Source organism: Streptomyces sp. NPDC041970 (genome assembly GCF_055588985.1).
Window position 1 is genome coordinate 22,629 of the sequence record NZ_JBVJCD010000008.1, and the last position, 23,350, is coordinate 45,978.

The following is a 23,350-nucleotide window of genomic DNA, read 5'->3' on the forward strand; positions in this document are numbered from 1 at the left end:
CCGGCGGCCGGTGTCCGGGTCCGCCGGACGGCCGGGCCGGGGCCGGGAGCCGCCGCCCCGTCTTCGGCCGCCCGCTCCTCGGCGGTCGGGGGCGGTACGGGCTCCCGTGCGGCGGGGCCTGACAGGGGGGCGGTCCCGTTGCAGACCCGGCCGGGGAGGACGGGATCGCCGACTCGGCGTAGGGGAGGAGCGAGGGGGCGGCGCGTCGAGGGGGAGCGCGGCGACGGCGAGGCGCCCCCGGTTCCGGGGCGGACGCGGCAGCGGCTCCCGGCGCGCGGCGATGGCGGCGACCGGCACGGCCGCACCGGGAACGGGGCGTACCCCTCGGCGCCGACCTCGATCAGCGGGAAGTCGAAACGCCACAGGAGTGGGAGCGCCGCGAACCGGATGCGCCTGTCGAGGGCCCGTCGACCCGGTGGAGCGGGGGCCGGCGACTCGGGGGACACTCTGCGCGCGTCGGCGCCGGGGAACAGGCCGAGAAGACGCTGTCGGGGCCCGCGTAGCATCGCTTCCATGTTGAATCTGGAGCGTCTGCGCACCCTGGACGCCCTGGCCCGGCACGGTTCGGTGAGCGGGGCGGCCGGCGGGCTGCACGTGACGACCTCGGCCGTCTCGCAGCAGATGGCCAAGCTGGAGCGCGAGGTGGGCCAGCGGCTCCTGGCCAGGCAGGGGCGCGGCGTCCGCCTCACCGACGCGGGCCGACTGCTCGCCGAGCACGCCGCGCGGATACTCTCGCAGGTGGAACTCGCCCAGTCCGCCATCGAGGCCCAACGCGGCGAGGTCGTGGGCGAGGTGAGGATCTGCGCCTTCCCCACCGCGGCCCGCGGGCTGTTCCCCGCCGCACTCACCGCACTGCGCGCGGACCACCCCGACCTCACGGTCTGTACACGGGAGTTGGAGCCCGAGCAGGGGCTCCACGCGGTGCTCCGGGGGGACGTGGACCTGGCCGTCGTGCTGGACTGGAGCAACAAGCGGCTGCCCGTGCCGGGCGGGTTGACCACGACCGAACTCCTCGAAGACGCCCCGGACATCGCCATGCCGGTCGGACACCCGCTGGCGGACCGGAGCGAGGTGGAGTTGGAGGACTTCGCGCAGGACGCGTGGGTCTCCTGGCCCGAGGGCGAATTCTGTTACGACTGGCTGGTGTTCACCCTGCGCTCGCGGGGCATCGAGCCGCGCATCGCGCACCTGGCCGGTGAGCACCACACGCAACTGGCACTGATCGCGGCGGGTTTCGGCGTCTGCGTGGCCCCGCGTCTGGGCCGCGGCCCGGTGCCGGACGGGGTGCGCCTGGTGCCGGTGCGGCAGACCATGCGGCGTCATGTCCACGCGATCTGGCGTACGGACGCCGACCGCCGCCCCTCGATCCGCGCGGCGGTGGCGGCGCTGCGGGCGGCGGGCGGCAACGTGTCCGCCGGGGGGTGAACGGCCCCCACCCGCCGGGCGTTCGCCCGCACGCGCCCGCTGTTCGCGCGTACGGTCCGGTCGGCGCGGCGTGCCCGGCCCGTCGCGGCGTCATGGGCGCACTGGCCGTCTGTGCGCCGGATGACGGCCTCGATGCCGTTCTGCCGGTACGCCGACCAGTCGGGCGCCAGGACCGTGCCGCCCTGCGCGGCGGACCCCCCGTAGTGCGCCGGGAGCCCGAAGTCCTGGGCGTACGCGTGGTACCGGCCGGTGCGCGCGTACGTCCCCTCCGGCCCTGGGCGACCCGCTCGGTCCCGCCCGCCGGGCAGGGGAGTCCGTAGGAAGGGCCGGGGGCCGCGGCGGGGGAGACCCCGGCCGGGCCCGCCCCGACCGCGGCCGCCGGCGCGGCGTGCTCGTCGCGTCGAACGCGACGCGCCTCCTGCGCCCGAAGCCGACGCGGATCACCGAGCGTGCGGGCAACGGGCTTCCGAAGAACGGGAGTTGCCCGATCCGCCGTGTCCCGCGAGCCCGCGTGAGGCCCACGGGCCGCCGCGTCCGCCGGGCAGCGCGGTGGGCGCGGCCGCGGGCGATGGCGGCCGCTCCCCCTGGCGGTCAGCGGGGGACGCGGGCGCGGATCGTCTTGCCCGCACCGGGACCGGGAGCGACGTCCAGCGCGGCGGTCAGGCGGCGGACCATGTGCCAGCCGAAGCCGCCGGTGCCGCCGTTCAGGTCGGGGGTGCGCTCGCGCGGGGGCGCCGGGCTGGGGTCGCTGACGGCGGCGGTCACCGCGTCCGCCGTGGCGGACAGCTCGAGGGTGTAGCGGCCGCCGCCGTGGCGCAGTGCGTTGGTGACGAGTTCGGACACCACCAGGACGAGGCTGTCGGCCGTACCGGAGTCCATGGGCGGGGCGAGACCGTCGGCGAACGCGCGAGCGGCCTTGCGGGCCCAGTGGATGCCGGCGCTGCTCTCGCCCCGTACCAGGGCCGGTCCGGAGGATGTGGGAGCGATGGTGGTCTTCGTGCTGTTCATGCGCGTTCACCCCACCTGTATCGGTTGTGTCGCTTTGCTGTGTCAGGCAACGTGCCCTCTCTCCGCGCCTCCACACCCGCCCCCCCCCGCTCGTCAGGACGGGCTTTCCGAGAGGTTCGCACAGCAGGACACCGGCCTCGCGGCACCCCGATGATCTGTCGCGACGAGGGGGACACGCGGCGGTGAGGGGTGGGTCGGCCCCCGGCCTCCCCGCTTCCGGCCGGCCAAGAGCGACCGAAGCGGACCGCCGTGAGCAGGCGCCCCCGCTCCCCGCCCAGGAGGCACGTACCGCGCATCCGGGGGCCGGGGCGCGCCTCAGGCGGTCGCCCGGCGGCCTTCGTGGGCCGGAGAGAGGTCGCCGACCGCGTCGCACAGGGCGCTGAGCCCGAGGACGAGGGCCTGCTGCGCTTCGGGGCTCATACGGCTCGTGGCCTCCTGGAGCGCCTCCTGCCTGCGGACCCGGATGCCGTGCAGGTGCGCGAGGCCGGCCTCCGTGAGCTCCAGTTGTATCTCCCGGCGGTCCTGGGGGCGCGGGGTCCGCCGGAGGAATCCGGCGGCCTGGAGGCGGTCGCAGAGGCGTGTGACGGAGGGCGCGGCCGCGGCGAGGCGGCGGCCGAGCGTGCTCAGGTTGATGCCGGGCTCGCGCTCGACGAGATACAGCACACGTGTCTGGGCGGCGGACAGGGGTGCGGTGCCGAGTGCGCTGCGGCTCCGCTCCCAGGCGACTTCGAGGAGTTCGAGGACCTGGCCGAGCTCGGGGACGGCGGGGGAGGCGTGCTGGTGGGCGGCGGCGGGAACCTTGCGCATGTGACACTCCCGAGTGGGCCTTTTGCGCCCGTTCCGGCTGGTCGATGTGGGCAGTCGCATAGATGAAGATATGTGAAGGAAAGAAGGACCGGTACCGGTGGACACACCCAGTGCGGTCGAGCGTGCTCTGCGCGAGGCCGCGCCCCACGAGATCTTCGACGTGATCAGGTCCCTGTTGGAACGCCGCCATCGGGCTCGGGCGGTGGAGCTGCTGATGGCCGACTACGCGATGACGCAGCTGCAGCCCGTGGGGGTGCTGCCGCACACCCGCCCGCCGGTGTCGGTGCACGAGAGCGCTCCGGGGCGTGCGTTCGGCGCCCAGGAGGCGCACTGCGTCCACGACCGCTCCGCGTCGACGGTGACGGCGCATCTGCCGGTCAGCGTCCGGGGGGACCGGCTGGGGGTCCTGAGCGTCACCGTGCCCGCGGGGGAGGAGGGGCTGGCGGCCGACGCGCTGGAGGAGCTCCAGGGATACGCCGACGCGCTGGCGCACGAGGTGGTCGTCGCGGAGCGGGACACCGACCTGTTCCTCCAGGCCCGCCGGGCGGAGCGGCTGACCCTGGCGGCCGAGATGCAGTGGCAGCTACTGCCGGGGCGTTCCTGCTCCCGCCCCGAGTACTGCCTCGGGGCCCAGTTGGAGCCCGCGTACGCCATCTTCGGCGACAGCTTCGACTGGTCGGCCTCGGCCGACGACCTGTACGTGACCGTCAGCAACGGCATGGGCGAGGGGATCGACGCCGCGCTGCTGACCAACCTCGCTGTCAACGCCCTGCGCAACGCCCGCCGGGCCGGCCTGGACCTCGGCGACCAGGCGTATCTGGCCGATCAGGCCATCTTCGGGCAGCACCGGGGGAGCCGCTATCTGTCGTCGCTGCTGCTGCGGTTCCATCTCCCGACCGGGGACGTGGAGATCATCGACGCCGGTTCGCCGCATGTGTGGCGGATGCGCGAAGGGGTGGTGGAGGCGATCGAACTGGAGGCGCAGATGCCGCTGGGCATGTTCGAGGACACCGCCTATGTGCCCCAACACTTCTCGGTCGAACCCGGGGACCGGCTGCTGTTCATCAGCGACGGCGTCTACGACGCGCTGTCGCCGGCCGGTGAGAAGTACAGCCAGCGCGCCCTGGCCCGGTCGATCACGAGCACGCGGCTGCTGCCCGCGTCGCAGGTGCCCAGGGCGATGCTCCAGGAGCTGCTGGGGCACCGGGGCGCCGGCCCGGCCGCCGACGACTCGCTGGTGATGTGCCTGGACTGGCACGGCCGTCCCGCCGCGGAGGAGGGCTGCTGAGGCCCGGTCGCGCGGGCTCCGGCACGCGGTTCGCGGCGCGCCGCGTACGTGCCGCGGAGCGTCCGGGCCGGCCCGGCGCCCCGGCGGGGGCGGGCGGCGCCCCTGCTTGCACGTGACGCGCGGCTCGCTAATATTTGCCGAACGGCAATTATCTACCCGTGCGGGGCACGCGTTCGCGCTCGCCCGCACCGACCACGACTCCGGACCCGCCGCGGTGTGCTGGGCGTCGCAAGCGAGGGATACCTGGTGGACGTCAGCGAAGGCACCATACGCAAGCTGGTGGGCGCGGCTCTGGACGAACGCGCGGACGCGATCGCCGACCGGTGGGTGCAGCTCCAGCGCGAGCACAGCGAGGCCGGGACCTGGATCGGCGAGAGCGAGCTGCGGGAGGAGTCGGACGCCGTGGTCGCCGCCCTCGCGGCGGCGCTGGCCGGCGCCCTGCCGGTGGAACGGGTCGTCACCGCCGACCCCGAGGTGAGCCGCGCGGTCGCCGAGCTCTCGCTGCGCCGGGCGAGGGAGGGCGTCTCCCCCACCCTCACCTCGCTCGCGGTCCTGGCGCTCAAGGACGCCCTGCTGGAGGCGGTACGGGAGACCGTCCGCGACACCGGCGAGTTCCTGGCGGTCGCGGTGATGGTCAACAGGCTGCTGGACCCGGCCGGTGCCCTGTCCTTCGGCACGTACATGGAGGGCCGGGAGAGGATCATCGGACGGCAGAGCCGGCAACTGCTGGAGCTGTCGACGCCCGTGGTGCGCCTGTGGCGCCACGTGCTCGCCGTACCGCTGATCGGCACCCTGGACACCGCGCGCACCCAGGTCGTCATGGAGAACCTGCTGCAGGGGATCCAGGAGCACGAGGCGCTCGTCGCCATCATCGACATCACCGCGGTCCCCACCGTCGACACGGTGGTCGCGCAGCACCTCATGCAGACGGTGAGCGCGGTGCGGCTGATGGGAGCGGACTGCGTCATCAGCGGCATCCGCCCGCCCATCGCCATGACCATCGCCCAACTGGGCATCGACCTGTCCTCCATCCTCACCCGCGCGACGCTCGCCGACGCCCTTTCGGCCGCGATCCGGTTGACCGAGCAGGCCCCCACGCACAACGGACCCCCGGAGGTCCGATGAGCCCTCGGCCCTCGGCCGGCGTGCCGATCCTGCGCCTGGGCGACGTCCTGATCACCGGGCTCCTCGACGAACTCGACGACAAGTCCGCCCTGGCCTTCACCGACGAGCTCACCCAGCGCATCGTGGCGGACGAGGCGCGCGGGGTCCTGATCGACGTCTCCCGGCTGGAGATCATCGACTCCTTCGTCGCCCGCACGCTGATGGAGCTGACGACCACGGCCCGCCTCCTCGGCGCCCGCGTCATCGTGGCGGGAATGCTGCCCCCGGTGACGATCACGCTGGTGGAACTGGGGATCACGCTGACCGGAGTGGAGACCGCGCTCAACGCGGAACGGGGCATGGCCCTGCTCGGGTGGCAGCAGAACCGGCAGCTCCGCGAGGGGGCGGCCCGTGCTGCGCTCCGGTGATCCCACCCCTCCCCCGGACACGGCCCGCGACCGCGCCCTGCGACCGGGCGCACCCGCGTCCTTCCCGGTGCGCACGGAGGAGGACCTGCTGGCGGCCCGCCACGCCGTACGCGCGGCCACCCTGGCCCTCGGGTTCGGCATCGTCGACCAGACCCGCATCGTCACGGCGGCCAGCGAACTCGTGCGCAACGCCTACATCCACGGGGGCGGCGGCACGCTCTCCCTCGCCTTCCTGGACCGGCCGGGCACACGGGGGCTCCGCCTCGTCGTCAGCGACGAGGGCCCCGGCATCGAGAACGTCCAGGAGGCGCTGAGAGACGGATTCACCACCGGCGCCGGCCTCGGCCACGGCCTGGGCGGAGCACGCCGCCTCATGGACGAGTTCACCATCGACTCGGCGCCGGGCCGAGGCACCACCATCACCGCCACCCGATGGGCGGCCCCGTGACACCGCCCCCGGCGACGACGGCCACCGTCCAGATCCGCATCGACCACCACAGCGCCGTCCAGCTCGCCGCGGAAGCCGCCCGCGCGCTCGCCGAACGCTGCGGCCTGACCAGGTCCCTGCCCCACCGGGCCGCCGTGCTGGCCTCCGAACTCGCCGGGAACCTCGACAAGCACGCCACCGGCGGGGCGGTCTACCTCCAGCCGCTCCTCCTCGGCGGCGGGATGGAGATCCTGAGCGCCGATCGCGGCCCCGGCATCGACGACCTTCCGCGTGCGCTCACCGACGGATACAGCACCACCGCCACCCTCGGGGCCGGACTGGGCGCGATCCGCCGCATCGCCACGGACGTCGCCATCCGCACCGAGCCGGGCACGGGGACCCTCGTCAGCGCCCGGCTCACCGACCCCGACCACCGGCTCACGGCCCGGCAGGACCTCGGCGCCGTCTGCCTGCCCGTCGAGGGCGAACAGCTCTGCGGCGACGCCTGCGCGTCGGCGGACACCGCGGACAGCCGCACCGCGATCGTCGTCGACGGCCTCGGGCACGGCCCCGAGGCGGCGCAGGCCGCCCACACCGCCCTCCGCGTGTTCCACCGCGCGCCGGACCGGCCGCTGCACGACATGCTCCTCGCCGTCCACCGCGCCCTGCGGCACACCCGCGGAGCGGCCGTCGGCGTCCTGCGGCTGCACCGCGACCGGACCGAGTACTGCGGCGTCGGCAACATCCGCGCCTCGATCGTCACCTACCAGGGCGTCCACCCCTGGGCGACCGGCCGGCCCGGCGTCGTCGGGTGGAACATGCCCGTCCCCCAGAAGCACACCGCGCCCGCGGAGCCCGGAGCCACCGCCGTACTCCACTCGGACGGCATCAACCCGCAGTGGACCCGCACGCCCTCGCGCTTCCTGCTGAGGCTGCCGCCCAGCCTGCTCCCGGCTGCGGTGGCGCACGCCCACCGCTCCACGCGCGACGACGCGACGTTCCTCGCCGCCCGAGCACCCGGTGGCCCCCTTGTCTGAGGCCTTCCGCTCCCTGCCGCCCCTGCGCGGCGCGCTGCGCCGACTGGCCGACGCGCACAACCTGTCGGTGGAGACGCGCGCCCGGCTGGTGCTCGCGGTCGGGGCCGTCGCCGACCGCGAGCTGAGGGCCGGCCGCGCCGTCGGCCTGGCGTCCGCCTACCACCCCGGCACGCACGAGCGGGCCGCACTGCTCTCCGTCAGCCTCACCTGCCCGGACGCCCAGGCTCCCCTGGCCCTGGCCGGGCTGCCGCTGCCCGCGCAAGCCGTCCGCGACACCACGGCCACCTGGCACGTGCCCGCCCCCGCCGCGGGGGAGGGCCGGGCCCCGGACGGCGGACCGCCGGTCCCCCCGGCGGGCGGTACGGAAGTCGGGGCGCTGGAGCAGGAACTGAGGGACGCGCTGGCGCGAGCGGACTCCTTCGCCGCCGAGCACCGGCGCCTCAAGCACGAACTGGCCGAGACCAACAGCGGCGTGCTCGCCCTGTACGTCCAACTGGAGGAGCGCGACGAACGGTTGCGCCAGGCCCACGGGCAGATGCTCCAGGAGCTCGAGAACGCCCTGCGCCCCCAGCCCATCGAGGTGGACGGCATCGAACTGGCCGTCCACTACGAACCGGCCGGCAGCCACGACCCCACCGGCGGGGACCTCTACGACTGGTTCCGCCTGGCGGACGGCACGGTGCACATCACGGTCGTCGACGCCCTCGGGCACGGGATCACGAGCACCCGCAGCGCCCTGGCCGTCACCCACGCCGTACGCACCCTCGCGCTGGAGGGGCACCCGCTGTCCTCGATCATCGCGCGCACCGACGCACTCCTCACGCCCGTCGACCGCGACCTGATGGCCACCGTCCTGCTGGTCCGCGTCGACCCGGCCACCGGCGACCTCCGGCTCGCCAACGGCAGCCATCCCCCCGCGCTCCTCGTCCGCGCGGACGGCCGGGCCGACTACCTCGGCGTACGCGGGCGCGGCATCGGCTATCCGACGGCCGGCAGCGACCACGTGCTGCACACCACGATGGGCGCGGGCGACCTCCTCGTCCTCTACACCGACGGCCTCACCGAGAGCCGCCGCGACCCCGTGGAGGGCGAGGTACGCCTCATGGCCTCGGCCCGCCTGCGGGCCGAGGCCCCCACGGCGACGATTCCGGGGGCCATCGCCCAGGACATGCACACGGTCGTCCTCCACGCGGACGACACGCTCGCCCTCGTCGTCCGCAAGGGCGGCCCCCGCGACCGCGGGGCGTCCTGAGGGGCGCGGACGGGACAGCGGTGGGGGCCCGACCGGAACGCGCCGGCCGGGCCCCCACCGAAGTACGGGAACCTCTCCTACGAGGGCGGGTCAGTGATCGGAGTAGCTGAAGTCGCCGATGGTCCAGGCACTGACGTCCTCGATCGCCACGCGGTACATCCCGCCCGTCTCCGGGATGCCCACCGCGCCCTGCAGAATCCGCGCCACGTGGAAGTGCAGATGCGTGGGCGGTTCCTCCCTGTCCGCCATCGCCGTGAAGGCAGCGGAGAACTCGCCCAGGTGGGCCGAGTCCGCCAGCACCTCCGACACCCGCTGCCTCCAGACGGCTTCGGGGGCCAGTCGACCGGTGACGACGGCACCGCCGGCGACCACGGTAAGAGACATCTGGTTGCTGCGCCCGGACTCCACCAGGGCGGCAACCTCAACAAGCAGCTCGTCAAGCTTCGACATGAAAGACGATTCTAGTCACCGGCGCTCCGCTCCAGGGGGTCCCTCCCGCGGTGAAGGTGTGAGCCGCGCCCCCGCCGCCTCGCGCGGAGGCGGCGGACGCGGCGGGCGGCGCGCCCGCGGCGGGAGGCAGCGCGGGCCCCACGCCGCCGGACGCCAGGTCTCCGACGTGGCCGTTCAGTCCCGGACCACCGGCGCCTGCAGTTCCGTCACCCACGCGTCGCGGTCCTCGGGGCACTCCAGGTTGACCTCGCGGGGGTACCCGGTCGTCCGGTAGCCGTTGGCGTCGATCCAGTGGGCCAGGGTCTGGGCCGTGGGCAGCACGGTGTCCATCGGGCCCCGGTGCACGATGGTCGCCGCCCGGTCGAGGGGCGGCAGGTCCAGGACGCGGAAGGCCCCGTCCTGGAGAGGGGCGGAGACCTGGACGGCGGCGTGGACGGTGATGCGGCCGCCCCCCTCCGGGGCGTCCTCGTAGGAGGCGACACCGGGGCCGGCGGGAGTGATGCCCGCCGCCTCCAGGCGACGGAACAGCTCGTCGTAGAGCGGACCGATGACCGGGGAGATGTCGTCGGGCTCGAAGCCGGCGGCGGTCGCGGTCAGCTCCGCCACCCGGACCGGGGGGACGTTCTTGAGGACGACGTCGTTGGTGGGCATGTGCCCCTCGCTCTCGATCGCTCGGAGCCTCGCCTCGACCTGGACCAGCCGTGCCGCCGCGGCGGTCGCGGCGGCCTCCAGTTCGGCCCGCCGCATCCGGAGCATCCCGCGCAGCTCCTCCGCCCCGACCTTCTCGTCCACGATGTCGCGGACCTGCTGGAGCGTGAACCCGAGGTCCTTGAGCGCGATGATCCGGTTCAGTCGGGCGAGTTGGGCGGCGGTGTAGTGGCGGTAGCCGGTGGCGGGTGCGACATGGGCCGGGCGCAGCAGGCCGGTCGCGTCGTAGTGACGCAGCATCCGGACCGAGACGCGGCCGTGCCGGGCGAAGTCTCCGATGGTGAACATGATGTCTCCGAGCTGACCGCCTGACACGGTGTGAGGGTCAAGAAGCTACTCGGCCGACGCGGGGGAGCGGGGAGCCGGGGGGTCCGAGGGCGTCGCGCGGGACGGGCGAACACGACCCTGGTCACGAGATGAGCACCAAGGACCGAATGTCGACAACATCCTCTGTTTGCGATCAATTCGGGCTGCCATGTGATCGCTTTTGATCGCAGTGTTAAGAGCGACAAGAATGAGTTTTCACAGCGAGGAGAGCGGGGCCGTGCGTCCGGTCCGGCGGGGTACTTTCGATGTGGGCCGTCAATCGAAGGCCCGCCCGAGAACGTGTGCCATCACGATTCCGGGAACGAAAAGACCCAAGGAACCATGCACATGTACGAGCCAATGCGCCGAGGCCGTCGGCGGTTGCCCTCCGGGCGCATTCACGGTACCAGTCTCCCCGTCTTTCCCGTGGAGCCTCCCGAGAACCCCCGCGAGCGCGCGCTGTCGCGGCCGCGCACGCTTTCCGCCGCGTTCGTCCACGCGGGCGGAATCCGGTCACGGGCGCCGCGATCGCCGGTGCCGAGCCCGCCGTCACGATGACCGTGCGCGGCACGCCGTCGCGCGCCGCACGCGCGGCCGGAGCGCGCGGCGCCGCGCGTCCCCGCCTCGCGCCCGAGCGGGGCACGGGCGTCTTCGCCGCGTGTCCCGGAGCCGGCGCGGCATCGCACACCAGGACCCGCGGCAGCGGTCCTTCCGTCGAAGGAGCGTCCTCATTCTCCCCACCCACCGGCCGAGTGCGCCGCCTGTCGGACTCCGTCCCCGGTCCCCCGCCCGGACCGCGCCCACCCCGGTCGCGGCGGACCTCGGATTCCGCGCCTTCACCGAACGGAATCAGCCTCGTTACACGCGCTACGCCCAGGCCCGTCTCTCCGGGGACGCGAGCGTGCGGGCGGCCGTGAACGGCACCTTCGCCTATGCCGAGAGGCGCTGGGACTGGCTGCTGCGCCGGCCCAACCCCTCGGCCGACGTCTGGAAGAGACTGCGCCACCAGGTCGGCCGCCGCGGCGAGGCGTCCCCGCCCGAGGACGAGGAGGTGGCCGCCCTGTACCGGGCTCTGCCGCTGACCAGTGCCGACAGCGTGCTGCTGTGCCACCGGCTCGGTCTGGACGTCGAGGAGGCGGCCGAACTCATGGGACTGGAGCCCCCCGCCGTCGAGGCCGGCCTCGGCGCCGCCTGGCGCGCCCTGCGCGGCCGCACCGAGAGGGGAGGCGCCTGACACCCGCCTGAACGCCGCCCGCCCACGCGCACTCCGAGGGGCGGACCCCTCCGCCACTTCTCGCCACCCCGCGCCACCGTTCACCCTCACCGGCGGTGGTGCGCCCGGTCATGCCCTCCTAGGATGGGCGACTCCACGGAAAACGCGCGGAATCGGTGAGGGGACACGTCCGTTGACGCAGAGAAAGCGTGTGGTCGACCTGTCGGTCCCGAGCGCTGCGCGGATGTACGACTGGCTGCTGGGCGGCAGCAACAACTACGAAGTGGACCAGGAAGCGGGAGAGTTGCTTCTGCGGGCCGCGCCCACCTCGCGTGAGCTCGCGCGGAACAACCGCTGGTTCCTGCAGCGCGTGGTCCGCGTCCTCGCCGAGGAACACGGCATTCGGCAGTTCATCGATTTCGGCTCCGGTCTGCCGACCCAGCGCAACGTGCACCAGATCGCCCAGGAAACCGACCCCGCGGCCCGTGTCGTCTACATCGACAACGATCCCGTCGTGCTGGCGCTCGGCCAGTCACTGCTGGACGAGAACGAGAACACCGCGATCCTGCCGCTCGACATGACGGACACCGACCGGATCTTCGCGCACAAGGACCTGAACCGGCTCATCGACTTCTCCCAGCCGGCGGCCGCCCTGTTCATCTCCGTCCTGCACTGCCTGCCCGACAGCGCCGGCCCGCGACAGCTCGTGCGACGCGTCGTGGACCGCCTCGCGCCCGGCAGCTTCGTCGTCGTGTGCCAGCTCGTCAGCGACGACCCGAAGGTCCGCGACAGCGTCACCGACCTCATGCTGACCAAGACCGGCGGCAACTGGGGCCGCGTCCGGGAGAAGGCGGACGTGGACGCCATATTCGAGGGCCTCCTCACGGAGGAGCCCGGCCTCGTCGATGTGACCGACTGGCGGCCCGACTCCGAGCTCCAGCAGCGCCAGCGCAGCATCGAGTGGACGGAGTACGGCGGGCTGGCGAGGGTGCCGCCCCGGAGCTGAGCGCCGCCCACCGCACCGGGCGGACCGGCGCGCGGCACCGGGTGCCGTACGGGGGAGAGGGCGCCCGTGCACGGGACGCGCTGCCGGTGCGTACGCGATGACCGGCTCCGGGCGACCGGCGAGGTGCGCGCGCTGTGACGACCGCGGGGCGTCCGTCCGTCACGCGTAACGCTTGATCGCCTTGTCCAGCATCAGCCGGCTCTTCACCGGGGACGCGCACCCTTCCCCCTGGATGCGCAGCAGCAGTTGCAGGTGCCGTTCGTAGTCGTTCTGACGCGGCGTCAGCGGTTTGTCCGGGGCGCCGGGGGCCCTGGGCGGCTTGGTGAAGTAGTCGGCCCGTTCGTACCCCTCGGCGTACACGAAGTCGGCCGGGCCGCCGCGACCGAACTGCAACTGCGCCATGGAGCCGGCCAGCGCCGCGACGTTGCCGGCGATCATCCGGCTCGAGTACACGAACCGGATGGTGATGTGGGGCAGGTCGGCCATCTCCCGCAGGTGGGCCATCTGGCCGTGCATGGTCCTGCGGTCCCCGACCTTCCGCCGCAGCACGGAGTCGTCCATCAGGACGATGCACCGGGGCGGGTCGGGCTGTCCGAGCACCCTTCTCTGGCGCTCGAACCGCTGGGCCCTCCGCAGCTCGACCTCGGGGCCGTCCCACTCGCTCAGGTGGAGGCCGGTGCGGACGATCTGCTCGATGTACGCCGGCGTCTGCAGGAGGCCCGGCACCAGTCGCACGTCGTACGTCGTTATCTGGATGGCCATCGACTCCAGGCCGAGGAGGCGGTGGAGATAGCCCGGCGTGCAGTCCCCGAACCGGTGCTGGAACCACTCCGGCTCCTCGGTGCGCGAGAAGAGCACCAGCATCTCGTCTTTTTCCGCCCCGCTGAGCTGGAAGTAGCGGATCACCCCCTCGACCGTGCGCCGGGTGGGAGTGCCCTTTCCGTCCTCCAGGCGATTGACCGTGGGGGTCGAGACGTGAATGGCGTTCGCGAGTTCCCTCTGCGTGAGCCCCTCGTTCTCGCGCAGCCGTCTCACGGTGCACCCCAGCATGATCTTCGCCGCCGTCTGGGTGCAGTCGGGTCCGGCGGGCCGGGCCAGACGGATGATCGGATTCGGGTCCGAGGACACGCCTTCTCCTTACCGAGGTGTCATATGCCCATGATGACACGCCCGATAAGGAGAAGAGGTCCGAACTGGATGGCGACGATGCCTAGTTGAGCGAGGTGAAGTCGTCGAACTCGCCCTTCTTCGCGCCGTCGAGGAAGGACTCCATCTCGGCCGCGGTGAAGACGAGGGCGGGGCCGGTGGGGTCCGTCGAGTTCCGCAGCGCCACCCGGCCCCGGGGGAGCTTCAGCGCCTCGACGCACGTGCCGTTGACCTCGCTCTTGCGGCTCTTCACCCACCGGCCGGGGAGGCGGTCGGCGGGCGTGCCGTTCATGAAGCTCTCCATCGGGGCACTTCCTCTGTTCGAAAGTCTCACGTGTCCGGTCGTCTGGCCGCCGCCGACGGAAATGGGCAGGTGGGGGCCCGCGAAAATCCGTCATGAAATTTCATGAGCGGCGCGCCTGGAATGCTAGCGGCTCGAATGCGAACGAGGTGATCCCGCGAAAGGGTGGAATGATCGAGATGATGCGTACCTGCGTTCGCCCCTTGGGCCTGGGCCGCATGTTCGGTCAGGGGCGGAGGCGTCGGCTCCGCGGACCTGGCCGACGAGGGCCGTGCTCCGGGTCGTCGAACGGATGCGTGCGCGGAGGGAAGGGGAGGGGCGGCCGGGGCTCGACGGTCTCGGTAACGTACCGGTGGAGGTCCGAGGCCGATCCCCGGACCGGGGCGACGAGTCGCCGGGGGGGCGCACGGGAGGGAAGCGGTGTTCGGGCCCGGCCGGTCCCGCACACGCCCGCCGCCTCGACCGACGCACAGCGCGCAAGCGGAGAACGAAGCGAAAAGGGCCGGCGCGGGGCGAGGAGTCGGGTTGTTGCGTTGTGAGGCGGTCGGCAAACGCTACGGCGGAGGGCGGTGGGTCCTCAGAGGCGTGGACATGGAGGTCGCGCCGGGGGACGTCCTCGCGGTGGTGGGCGGCAACGGTTCGGGGAAGTCGACCCTGCTGAGGCTCCTCGTCGGGCTGTCGCGGCCCACCACCGGCAGGGTGACGGGCCGGCCGCGGCACATCGGTTACGTGCCGGACCGCTTCACCGCCCACGACCGCATCTCGGCCCTGTCCTACCTCACGCACATGGGGCGTATCCGCGGGATGCCGGCCTCCGCCGCCCGTGCCCGAGCGCATCACCTGCTGGATCGGCTGGGCCTGGTGGGCGGCCGGACCGCGTCGCTGCGCACGCTCTCGAAGGGCAACGCGCAGAAGGTGGCACTCGCCCAGGCCCTGCTGGTCCAGCCCGACCTGCTGGTCCTCGACGAACCCTGGTCGGGACTGGACGCGTCGGCCCACGCCGCCCTCGCGCGATCCATCGAGGACGTGGCCGCACGGGGCGGTTCCGTGGTCTTCACCGACCACCGCGAGGCGATCACCGAGACGCACGCCGACGGCGCGTACGCCATCAGCGGCGGCCGGGTCGCCCCGCGCGGCGGCCGGCACGCCGCGGACCGCGTCCCGATGGCCGAGCTGGTGCTGGCCGCGCCGTCCACCGGCGTCACGCCGGTCGAGGTCGACTGGTCCGCGCTGCCGGGCGTGGCGGACAGCGCCCGGCGCGGTGGACAGGTCGTCCTGCGGGTGGCGCGGGAGCACTCCGACGCCGTACTGCTGGCGGCGCTGCGGCACCAGTGGTCGGTGGTGAGCCTGGCGGGGCCGGCGGGCGGTCCCGGTCCACGGGACGACGCGAGGGGGGCGGACGCGTGATCGCCCTGGTCGGCTACATGTTCACGCTGATGCTGCTCTCCCAGCGCTACCTCGCGCCCGTGCTGCTCTTCGTCGGTCTCGTGGTCGTGCTGACCGGCAGTGACACCGGCCCGTTCACCGCGACCTATGCCTCGGTGGCCGGAGCCATGATGGTGTGCTCGGTCTGGCTGACCATGGCGCTGATCGGCATCGAGGACCGGTCGCACCGCTCGGTCGTCGTCGTCGGCGCGGGCAGCCGCCTCCGCTTCCTGCTCGCGACGACCGGGACGGCCCTCGTGTGGTGCCTGCTGCTCGCGGTCGCCGGTCTGGTGCTGCCGCTGGTGTCGGGGGGCCGCACGCCCGGCCCCGCCGACCTCGTGCTGGGCGCCGTGGCCCAACTCACCTGCGCGTTCACCGGCATGGCGATCGGGCTGGTCTGTTCGCGGATGGTGTTCCGGCGGCAGGGGTACGCACTGGTCCTCGCGCTCGTGCTCCTGCTGGCCGTACTGCTGGGGCGCGGTTTCTCCCCGGTCAGCGCCATGTTCACCCGCCTGCAGACGGCGCCGGACTCGGCGGCCGCTCTCATCGCCACGAGCCCCCTGCTCGCCGCCGCCGCGGGCTTGTTGGCGACCGCGGTGGCCGCCACGCACGCGGTCGCCGGCAGAAGGGCGTGAACGCCGCGGCGGTGGGCCGTACGTGTGCGGAGGGCGGGGCGCTGTCCGGCGCGGAGGCGCGAGCGAGCGGGCGTGGGCGCCGGTGACGCGATCCGGCTCGACCTGCGCCGCGCGGTGATCGCCCAGCACGAGCGCGCTCCGCGCGCCCCTGTGCGCCCATGCGCCCAAGGCGCCGTCGACCCGGACCTGCCGACCGCCCACGCGTCGCCTACGAGCGCGCCGGGGCGTTGGCTCAAAGGCGCGGGCGCTCTTCGCCCTCCGGACCGCTCGGCCACTATGCTCCCTTCCTGTCGGAGGCCGGCAGCACGGGGTGCGCCGCCGACGGCGGAGCGCTCGGGAAGCGGGGCGGGGCTGCGTGCCCGGTCGTCCTCCGGGGGCGCGGACGGGCGTATCCCACTGCTGGGCCTCACCGGAGTGGATCGTGGACGCAAGGTCGAAGAGACGGGTGGCCTGGGAAAGTGCTGACAGAGGTGACAGCGACCCGCTACGTCACGCCTTTGCGTGAGGGCGGCTCGCTCCCCGGAATCGTCGAGGCCGACGATCTCGGTACGTACGTGGTGAAGTTCACCGGCGCGGGGCAGGGGCGCAAGACGCTCGTCGCGGAGGTCGTCTGCGGGGAGCTCGGCCGCCGGCTCGGGCTGCGGGTGCCGGAGCTGGTGACCGTCGAGCTGGACCCGGTCATCGGGCTCGCCGAGCCCGACGAGGAGGTGCAGGAGCTGCTGCGGGCCAGCGGCGGTCTGAACCTCGGGATGGACTACCTGCCGGGCTCGCTCGGGTTCGACCCGCTGGCCTACGAGGTCGGGTCGGCCGAGGCCGGGCGGATCGTCTGGTTCGACGCGCTGATCAACAACGTGGACCGGTCCTGGCGCAACCCCAACATGCTCGTCTGGCACGGGGAACCCTGGCTCATCGACCACGGCGCGACCATGATCTGGCACCACAACTGGCCGGGCGCCGAAGCCTCCGCCGCGAAGCCGTACAACGCCTCCGACCACGTCCTGGCCTCCTTCGCGCCGGACGTCGCGGCCGCCGCCGCCGAGTTGGCCCCGCTGGTCACCGAGGAACTGCTCACCGAGGTGGCCGCCGAGGTGCCGGACGTCTGGCTGGCCGACGAGCCCGGTTTCGGGTCCACCGACGAGCTGCGCCGGGCCTACGTCGCCCCGCTGCTCGCACGGGCCGCCGACATCCACCAGCGGATCACCCTCGACGCGCCGACCGCGGCGCGGCCCTCCCAGGCGCCGGGCTGGCTCACCGACCACATCGCGCCCTGGCCGCACCCCACGAAGAAGGACGCGGCCGCCACCGGCGCGGGCGACGGACAGGAGAACGGGCGATGAGCACGCGCGACGTCTTCGAGTACGCCCTCCTGCGCGTCGTCCCCCGGGTCGAACGCGGCGAGTGCTTCAACGCCGGGGTGCTCGTGTACTGCCGGGCCCGGTCGTTCGTCGCCGCCCGCACCCATCTCGACGAGCAGAAGCTGAAGGCGCTGGACCCGCACGCCGACGTCGTCGGGGTGCGGGCCGCCCTGCGCGCCGTCGAGGGAGTGTGCGGCGGCGGCCGGAGCGCCGGACAGGCGGCCGACGACGACGCCGGGCGGCGGTTCCGCTGGCTGATCGCCCCCCGCTCCACCGTCGTGCAGCCCGGCGTCGTGCACAGCGGGCTCACCGCCGACCCGGCCGGTGAGGTCGAGCGGCTGCTCGACCTGCTCGTCCGTTGATCCCCGGCCGCTGACCGGTCCCGCCCGTGCGCCGATCCCGGTGCACGGGCGCGCGGTCTCCGGACGCCCGACCGCCCCTTCGAGGGGCCGCGCCGCCCCCGCTCGCCGGTGGGCCGCGCGGCCCCTCGAAGCCGTGTGCCGTTGACACCGGGTGCCAGGGCTTCTAGCGTCTCGTCTGCTGAAGGTACTAAGCGGTCGCTCAGTGATCGGGAGTCTTCCTGTCGGGGAACCGCCCCGAAGTCCGCTGAGCCGCGATCCAAGGGCGAGGAGAACCAAGCATGTCCACCACCGAGCAGCGCGTGGCCATCGTGACGGGAGCGGCGCGGGGCATCGGCGCCGCCACCGCCGTACGTCTCGCGGCGCAGGGCCGCGCCGTCGCCGTACTCGATCTCGACGAGGCGGCCTGCGAGGAGACCGTCGAGAAGATCACCGCCGCCGGGGGCGCCGCGCTCGCCGTCGGCTGCGACGTGTCGGACGCCGCCCAGGTGGAAGCCGCCGTCGCGCGGGTCGCCGCCGAGCTGGGCGCCCCGACGATCCTCGTCAACAACGCGGGCGTGCTCCGCGACAACCTGCTGTTCAAGATGAGCGAGTCGGACTGGGACACCGTCATGAACGTGCACCTCAAGGGCGCGTTCCTGATGGCGAAGGCCGTCCAGGCGCATATGGTCGAGGCCCGGTTCGGCCGGATCGTCTCGCTCTCCTCCTCCTCCGCCCTCGGCAATCGCGGCCAGGCCAACTACTCCGCGGTCAAGGCGGGGCTCCAGGGCCTGACCAAGACGCTCGCCAAGGAGCTGGGCAAGTTCGGCGTCACGGCCAACGCCGTCGCCCCCGGCTTCATCGTCACCGAGATGACCGCGCAGACGGCCGAGCGCGTCGGCATGGGCTTCGAGGAGTTCCAGGCGGCGGCCGCCACCCAGATCCCGGTCCAGCGCGTCGGCCGCCCCGAGGACGTGGCGAACGCCATCGCCTTCTTCGCGGGCGACGACGCCGGGTTCGTCTCCGGCCAGGTCATGTACGTGGCCGGCGGCCCCCTCAACTGACCCGAAGGGCAGCGGACACCATGACGGTGCAGGACAGTGGAATGGTCGCCCTCGTCACGGGCGCCAGCCGGGGCATCGGCTACGGCATCGCCGAGGCGCTCGTCGCCCGCGGCGACCGGGTCGCCATCACCGGACGGAACGAGGACGCCCTGCGGGAGGCGGTGGAGCGGCTCGGCCCCGACCGCGTGATCGGCATCGCGGGCAAGGCGCACGACGAGGCGCACCAGGCGGTGGCCGTCGAGCGCACCATGGAGGCGTTCGGCCGCGTCGACCACCTGGTGAACAACGCCGGGACCAACCCGGTCTTCGGCCCCATCGCGGAGCTGGACCTCGGCGTCGCCCGCAAGGTGTACGAGACCAACGTGATCTCGGCCCTCGGCTTCGCCCAGCGGACCTGGAAGGCCTGGCAGAGGGAGAACGGCGGGGCGATCGTCAACATCGCCTCGATCGCGGGGGTGTCCGCCTCGCCGTTCATCGGCGCGTACGGCATGAGCAAGGCGGCCATGGTCAACCTGACCCTGCAACTGGCGCACGAGTTCGCCCCGGCCGTCCGGGTCAACGCCATCGCCCCGGCCGTGGTCAAGACCCGGTTCGCCCAGGCCCTGTACGAGGGCCGGGAGGCGGAGGCGGCCGCCTCCTACCCGTTGGGCAGGCTCGGCGTGCCCGAGGACATCGGGGGCGCGGCGGCCTTCCTCACCTCCGCGCAGTCCGACTGGATCACCGGGCAGACCCTGGTGGTCGACGGGGGGATCTTCCTGAACGCCGGCGTGGGCTGAGAGCGGCCCTGGGCCGGTTCGGCCCCGGTGGAGGCAAGTGCCCCGTCCAGTCGAGGAGTTGACTCGGCGGGGCGCTGCGGTATGGTCTGCCGACCCATGGCCGATCGAGGAGCGTGCGCGTGTTCTACCGGGCCAGTCTGCAGGCCGCTGCAGCCCTTGCTTCCCTTTCCCTGCTGGCCGGTTGCGGTCTCGTGTCCGACACGGGCTCGGAGACCGACCGGAAGATCGTGGTCGGGACGACCAGCTCCCCGTCCACCCTCGATCCGGCGGCCTCCTGGGACAACTCCTGGGAGCTCATGCGCAACGTCTACCAGACCCTGCTGAGCTTCCCCACCGGCAGCACGACGCCCGAGCCGGACGCGGCGGAGTCCTGCGGGTTCACCGACGCCACCAGCACGGCCTACCGGTGCGAGCTCAAGCGGAACCTCACGTTCTCCAACGGCGACGAGCTCGACGCCGAGGCCGTGAAGCACTCCATCGAACGCATCGTCGCCATCCGCTCCAAGGGCGGTCCGGCCGGGATGCTCGGCTCGCTGGACCGGATCGAGACCAAGGGCGACGACACGGTCGTCTTCCACCTGCGCACGTCCGACGCCACGTTCCCGTCCATCCTGGCCACGCCCGCGATGTCGATCGTCGCCCCGAGCGACTACCCCGAGGACGAGATCCGCCGGGGCGCCGAGGTCACGGGCTCCGGCCCGTACCTCCTGGAGTCCTACCGGGCCGGGGACACCGCCGAGCTGAAGAAGAACCCCGGTTACAAGGGGTTCGCCAACCGGAGGAACGACGCGGTCGCCATCCGCTACTTCGAGAAGTCCGCCGCGATGGTGCGGGCGCTCCGCGCGAAGGAGATCGACGCCACCTACCGGGGTCTGACCGCCGAGGAGGTCGTCAGCCTGGAGGACGCCGAGGACGACGCGTCCGGTCTCCAGGTCGTCGAATCCGTCGGGGCGGACATCCGCTTCCTCGTCTTCAACCCGAAGGACCCGGCCGCCGCGAACCCGGCCGTCCGCAGGGCCGTCGCCCACGTCGTGGACCGCGACGCCCTGGTCGCCAAGGTCTACCGGGGCACGGCCGAGCCCCTGTACTCCATGATCCCCAAGGGCATCGCCGGCCATGCCACGAGCTTCTTCGACACCTTCGGCGAACCGGACGTGAGGAAGGCGCGGAAGACCCTCGCCGAGGCCGGCATCACCGAGCCCGTGAAGCTGGCCCTCTGGTACGCCACCGACCGGTACGGCTCCTCCACCGAGCCCGAGTTCAAGGAGCTGGAGCGGCAACTGGAGGGCTCGGGGCTCTTCGAGATCACGCTGCGGGGCGAGCCCTGGAAGGTCTTCCAGGAGGGCTTCAACAACGGCGAGTACCCCGTCTTCGGCCGCGGCTGGTTCCCGGACTTCCCGGACCCCGACAACTTCGTCGCCCCCTTCGTGGGCCAGGAGAGCGTCACCGGCACGCCGTACCCGAACAAGGAGATCACCCAGCGGCTCATCCCCGCGTCGCGGCGGGAGAGCGACCGGGGGGCGGTCGGCGAGCACTTCGAGCGCGCCCAGCAGATCCTCGTCGAGGACGTCCGCCTGCTGCCGCTGTGGCAGGGCAAGCTCTACATCGCCGCGGGCGAGGACATCGGCGGCGGCGAGCGCGCACTCGACCCGCAGACCGTGATGCAACTGTGGGAGCTGTACCGCAAGACCAGTTGGTAGGGCTCCCGAGGCCCGTTGTCAGTGGCGCCCGGTAGGTTCTGAAGACAAGAACCTGATGCTCACCGGAGGTTGTGGACGTGACCGACATCGACCTGCTGCCCGAGTCCTGGCGCGGCGTCCTCGGCGAGGAACTGCAGAAGCCGTACGTCAAGGAGCTGGCGGACTTCGTCGAGGAGGAGCGGGCCGAGGGGCCCGTGTACCCGCCCCGTGAGCAGGTCTTCGCCGCGCTGGACGCCACGCCCTACGACCGGGTGAAGGTGCTCATCCTCGGCCAGGACCCCTACCACGGCGAGGGCCAGGGCCACGGGCTGTGCTTCTCCGTGCGGCCCGGCGTCAGGACGCCGCCCTCCCTGCGCAACATCTACAAGGAGATGAACCAGGAGCTGGGCCTGCCCATCCCCGACAACGGCTACCTCATGCCGTGGGCCGAGCAGGGCGTCCTCCTGCTCAACGCCGTGCTCACCGTGCGCGCGGGCGAGGCCAACTCCCACAAGGGCAAGGGCTGGGAGAAGATCACCGACGCGGTGATCCGCGCCGTCGCCTCCCGGCCCGACCCGGCGGTCTTCGTGCTCTGGGGGAACTACGCGCAGAAGAAGCTCCCCCTCATCGACGAGGAGCGCCACGCGGTCGTCAAGGGCGCGCACCCCTCGCCGCTCTCCGCCAAGAAGTTCTTCGGCTCCCGCCCCTTCACCCAGATCAACGAAGCCGTGGCCGCCCAGGGCCACGAGCCGATCGACTGGCGCATCCCCGACCTCGGCCGGTAGCCGCGGTCGGGCCGGGCCCGCCGGGCGTGCCGCGGCGGCCGCGCCCCCCGCCGCGTGCCCGGAACGCCCGCGTGCGTCCGCGTCCGCGGGCTTCTCCCCGCCGTGCGATGCGCCGCGTCCGACGCCGCGCGCTGATCCGGCGGAGACGACGGGACACCCCTTAGCGTCGGATCGACCGCAACCCGCAGCACGGGGACGAGGAGACCGCAGTGGTGGAGCAGCAGGAGGCGTCCGAGGGCGCCGTCGCGACCAGGATCGGCCAGGCGATCATGCTGCTCCACGGAGGCGACCGGGAGGAGGCGCGCAACCGCTTCGGCCTGCTCTGGGCGGAGCTGGGCGCCGAGGGCGACGCCCTGCACCGCTGCACCGTCGCGCACTACATGGCCGACACCCAGGACGACCCCGGTGACGAGCTGGCATGGGACCTGCGCGCCCTGACGGCCGCCGAGGGCCTGAGCGAGGGGCGGGCGTACGCCCCGGCACCCGGCGGCGGGGGGCCGGTCGCCGCGGACCCGCGCGCCGACACGGCCGCCGCGGGCGGGCCGAGCGGCGCGGAAGCCGGGGAGCACCCGGACGCCGCGGCCGTCCAGGCGTTCTACCCCTCGCTCCACCTCAACCTCGCGGCGGACTACCTCAAGCTCCAGCGCCTCGGGTCGGCCCGCATCCACCTGCGGCGGGCCCGCGCCGCCGCCGAGGTGCTCGCGGACGACGGGTACGGCGGCGGGGTCCGCGCCGCGATCGAACGGCTGGAGCTGCGGATGCGCGGGCAGTGACCCCCGCCGCCCCTCGGGCGCGTCGGGGCGTCAGCGGTGGTACGCCTCCTCGCAGATGCGGGCCTGCCTGCTCCCCGCCGGCCACGTCCCGTATCCGCGCCCGAGCGCGCAGACGTCCGTGCCGCCGCCGGCCACGCGCGGCACGAGGGGCGGGAGGGCCGGGGGAGCGACCGTGATCCGGGGCGCGGTCCGCCGGGGCCGCTGCGTCCGCCGCGGCGGACGGGGCTCCCGCGGCGGCCCGGCGCGCCGGACGTCCGCGCGGGGCCCGGAGGCCGCCGCCGGCGAGGGCGGCCGGGCGGTCGAGGGGCTCGGCTCCACCACCTCCAGCGCCTCGCGGGAGGGCGGTTGCACGATCTGCGGGGCCACGTCGTGGACCGGCGCGGCGGTCCCGGAGCGTGGGGAGGGGCCTGCCGGGGCCTTCACCGAGACACAGCCGGAGACGGCCACGACCGTCGCGGTGATCAGGAGGCTCGCGGTGATTCTGATTCGCTGCACCCGGACAACTCTGGGGTGCGGCCGCGCTCCAGGGGGAGCCGACAGGCGAGGAATGGCCCGCACGAGTGACCCGGTCAGCCCGGCGCCCCGGTCCTTCGCCGCCCGCGGGCGCCGTCCCG

The 23,350-nt window shown here is 73.3% G+C and carries 25 protein-coding genes; 18 read left to right on the forward strand and 7 right to left on the reverse strand.

All coding sequences use genetic code 11. The features are described 5' to 3' along the window. The first annotated feature begins 513 nt into the window (after positions 1-513). Complete coding sequence (locus ACZ6EJ_RS06600) at positions 514-1,425, forward strand: LysR family transcriptional regulator (RefSeq protein WP_469265027.1); 912 nt, start codon at positions 514-516, stop codon at positions 1,423-1,425. 591 nt (positions 1,426-2,016) lie between these two features. Here ACZ6EJ_RS06600 and ACZ6EJ_RS06605 read toward each other — a convergent pair. Both ACZ6EJ_RS06605 and ACZ6EJ_RS06610 read right to left on the reverse strand, forming a co-directional pair. After that, positions 2,017-2,433 carry an ATP-binding protein gene (locus ACZ6EJ_RS06605; protein ID WP_469265028.1) on the reverse strand — a complete coding sequence of 139 codons (417 nt, stop codon included), beginning with the start codon at positions 2,431-2,433 and terminating at the stop codon, positions 2,017-2,019. Positions 2,434-2,748: 315 nt separating this feature from the next. Continuing rightward, complete coding sequence (locus ACZ6EJ_RS06610) at positions 2,749-3,240, reverse strand: MarR family winged helix-turn-helix transcriptional regulator (RefSeq protein WP_469265029.1); 492 nt, start codon at positions 3,238-3,240, stop codon at positions 2,749-2,751. Positions 3,241-3,337: 97 nt separating this feature from the next. Between ACZ6EJ_RS06610 and ACZ6EJ_RS06615 the strand changes: the two genes are divergently transcribed. The 6 genes from ACZ6EJ_RS06615 (at position 3,338) to ACZ6EJ_RS06640 (ending at position 8,776) form a co-directional block, all read left to right on the forward strand. After that, positions 3,338-4,528 (forward strand): PP2C family protein-serine/threonine phosphatase, encoded by a 1,191-nt coding sequence (locus ACZ6EJ_RS06615; protein ID WP_469265030.1) that lies wholly within the window; start codon positions 3,338-3,340, stop codon positions 4,526-4,528. A 246-nt stretch (positions 4,529-4,774) separates the two neighbouring features. Next, on the forward strand, positions 4,775-5,653 hold the full coding sequence (locus tag ACZ6EJ_RS06620; RefSeq protein ID WP_469265031.1) for an STAS domain-containing protein: 879 nt from the start codon (positions 4,775-4,777) through the stop codon (positions 5,651-5,653). After that, on the forward strand, positions 5,650-6,060 hold the full coding sequence (locus ACZ6EJ_RS06625) for an STAS domain-containing protein (protein WP_469265032.1): 411 nt from the start codon (positions 5,650-5,652) through the stop codon (positions 6,058-6,060). The genes ACZ6EJ_RS06620 and ACZ6EJ_RS06625 overlap by 4 nt, the downstream gene beginning before the upstream one ends. Next, positions 6,044-6,508: an anti-sigma regulatory factor gene (locus ACZ6EJ_RS06630; protein ID WP_469265033.1), complete on the forward strand. Its 465-nt coding sequence runs from the start codon at positions 6,044-6,046 to the stop codon at positions 6,506-6,508. Before ACZ6EJ_RS06625 ends, ACZ6EJ_RS06630 begins: the two co-directional genes overlap by 17 nt. Continuing rightward, entirely contained in the window at positions 6,505-7,524 is a 1,020-nt protein-coding gene (locus tag ACZ6EJ_RS06635; RefSeq protein ID WP_469265034.1) for a SpoIIE family protein phosphatase, read from the forward strand. Before ACZ6EJ_RS06630 ends, ACZ6EJ_RS06635 begins: the two co-directional genes overlap by 4 nt. Beyond that, positions 7,508-8,776 carry a PP2C family protein-serine/threonine phosphatase gene (locus ACZ6EJ_RS06640; RefSeq protein ID WP_469265035.1) on the forward strand — a complete coding sequence of 423 codons (1,269 nt, stop codon included), beginning with the start codon at positions 7,508-7,510 and terminating at the stop codon, positions 8,774-8,776. Before ACZ6EJ_RS06635 ends, ACZ6EJ_RS06640 begins: the two co-directional genes overlap by 17 nt. Before the next feature lie 90 nt (positions 8,777-8,866). Here ACZ6EJ_RS06640 and ACZ6EJ_RS06645 read toward each other — a convergent pair whose 3' ends face one another. Next, the gene (locus ACZ6EJ_RS06645) at positions 8,867-9,226 is read right to left on the reverse strand and encodes a hypothetical protein (RefSeq protein ID WP_469265036.1); all 360 of its coding nucleotides are present in this window, start codon (positions 9,224-9,226) and stop codon (positions 8,867-8,869) included. 174 nt (positions 9,227-9,400) lie between these two features. Beyond that, entirely contained in the window at positions 9,401-10,222 is an 822-nt protein-coding gene (locus ACZ6EJ_RS06650; RefSeq protein ID WP_469265037.1) for a MerR family transcriptional regulator, read from the reverse strand. Positions 10,223-11,153: 931 nt separating this feature from the next. On the opposite strand from ACZ6EJ_RS06650, the gene ACZ6EJ_RS06655 reads away from it, so the two are divergent. Together ACZ6EJ_RS06655 and ACZ6EJ_RS06660 are read left to right on the forward strand one after the other, a co-directional pair. Continuing rightward, positions 11,154-11,474, forward strand: a complete 321-nt coding sequence (locus ACZ6EJ_RS06655) for a hypothetical protein (protein ID WP_469265038.1) — start codon at positions 11,154-11,156, stop codon at positions 11,472-11,474. A gap of 172 nt (positions 11,475-11,646) precedes the next feature. Beyond that, a complete protein-coding gene (locus ACZ6EJ_RS06660) occupies positions 11,647-12,459 on the forward strand; it encodes an SAM-dependent methyltransferase (RefSeq protein WP_469265039.1) in 813 nt (270 codons plus the stop codon). Positions 12,460-12,618: 159 nt separating this feature from the next. Here ACZ6EJ_RS06660 and ACZ6EJ_RS06665 read toward each other — a convergent pair whose 3' ends face one another. Together ACZ6EJ_RS06665 and ACZ6EJ_RS06670 are read right to left on the reverse strand one after the other, a co-directional pair. Beyond that, positions 12,619-13,587: a helix-turn-helix domain-containing protein gene (locus ACZ6EJ_RS06665; protein ID WP_469265040.1), complete on the reverse strand. Its 969-nt coding sequence runs from the start codon at positions 13,585-13,587 to the stop codon at positions 12,619-12,621. A gap of 82 nt (positions 13,588-13,669) precedes the next feature. Beyond that, positions 13,670-13,909: a DUF397 domain-containing protein gene (locus tag ACZ6EJ_RS06670; protein WP_469265041.1), complete on the reverse strand. Its 240-nt coding sequence runs from the start codon at positions 13,907-13,909 to the stop codon at positions 13,670-13,672. A 525-nt stretch (positions 13,910-14,434) separates the two neighbouring features. Between ACZ6EJ_RS06670 and ACZ6EJ_RS06675 the strand changes: the two genes are divergently transcribed. The 9 genes from ACZ6EJ_RS06675 (at position 14,435) to ACZ6EJ_RS06715 (ending at position 22,736) form a co-directional block, all read left to right on the forward strand. Beyond that, the gene (locus ACZ6EJ_RS06675; RefSeq protein ID WP_469265133.1) at positions 14,435-15,313 is read left to right on the forward strand and encodes an ATP-binding cassette domain-containing protein; all 879 of its coding nucleotides are present in this window, start codon (positions 14,435-14,437) and stop codon (positions 15,311-15,313) included. Further along, positions 15,310-15,966, forward strand: a complete 657-nt coding sequence (locus ACZ6EJ_RS06680) for a hypothetical protein (protein WP_469265042.1) — start codon at positions 15,310-15,312, stop codon at positions 15,964-15,966. The genes ACZ6EJ_RS06675 and ACZ6EJ_RS06680 overlap by 4 nt, the downstream gene beginning before the upstream one ends. A gap of 458 nt (positions 15,967-16,424) precedes the next feature. Next, positions 16,425-17,303 (forward strand): HipA family kinase, encoded by an 879-nt coding sequence (locus tag ACZ6EJ_RS06685; RefSeq protein ID WP_469265043.1) that lies wholly within the window; start codon positions 16,425-16,427, stop codon positions 17,301-17,303. Continuing rightward, positions 17,300-17,683: a DUF3037 domain-containing protein gene (locus ACZ6EJ_RS06690; RefSeq protein ID WP_469265044.1), complete on the forward strand. Its 384-nt coding sequence runs from the start codon at positions 17,300-17,302 to the stop codon at positions 17,681-17,683. The genes ACZ6EJ_RS06685 and ACZ6EJ_RS06690 overlap by 4 nt, the downstream gene beginning before the upstream one ends. Positions 17,684-17,961: 278 nt before the next feature. Next, positions 17,962-18,723: a 3-oxoacyl-ACP reductase FabG gene (gene fabG, locus ACZ6EJ_RS06695; RefSeq protein WP_469265045.1), complete on the forward strand. Its 762-nt coding sequence runs from the start codon at positions 17,962-17,964 to the stop codon at positions 18,721-18,723. A gap of 20 nt (positions 18,724-18,743) precedes the next feature. Next, a complete protein-coding gene (locus ACZ6EJ_RS06700; protein ID WP_469265046.1) occupies positions 18,744-19,499 on the forward strand; it encodes an SDR family oxidoreductase in 756 nt (251 codons plus the stop codon). Positions 19,500-19,618: 119 nt separating this feature from the next. Further along, positions 19,619-21,199, forward strand: a complete 1,581-nt coding sequence (locus ACZ6EJ_RS06705) for an ABC transporter substrate-binding protein (RefSeq protein WP_469265047.1) — start codon at positions 19,619-19,621, stop codon at positions 21,197-21,199. A gap of 77 nt (positions 21,200-21,276) precedes the next feature. Then, on the forward strand, positions 21,277-21,963 hold the full coding sequence (locus ACZ6EJ_RS06710; protein WP_469265048.1) for a uracil-DNA glycosylase: 687 nt from the start codon (positions 21,277-21,279) through the stop codon (positions 21,961-21,963). Positions 21,964-22,172: 209 nt separating this feature from the next. Continuing rightward, complete coding sequence (locus ACZ6EJ_RS06715) at positions 22,173-22,736, forward strand: hypothetical protein (protein WP_469265049.1); 564 nt, start codon at positions 22,173-22,175, stop codon at positions 22,734-22,736. Between the two features lie 30 nt (positions 22,737-22,766). Here ACZ6EJ_RS06715 and ACZ6EJ_RS06720 read toward each other — a convergent pair whose 3' ends face one another. After that, on the reverse strand, positions 22,767-23,231 hold the full coding sequence (locus ACZ6EJ_RS06720; protein ID WP_469265050.1) for a hypothetical protein: 465 nt from the start codon (positions 23,229-23,231) through the stop codon (positions 22,767-22,769). Positions 23,232-23,350: the final 119 nt, after the last annotated feature.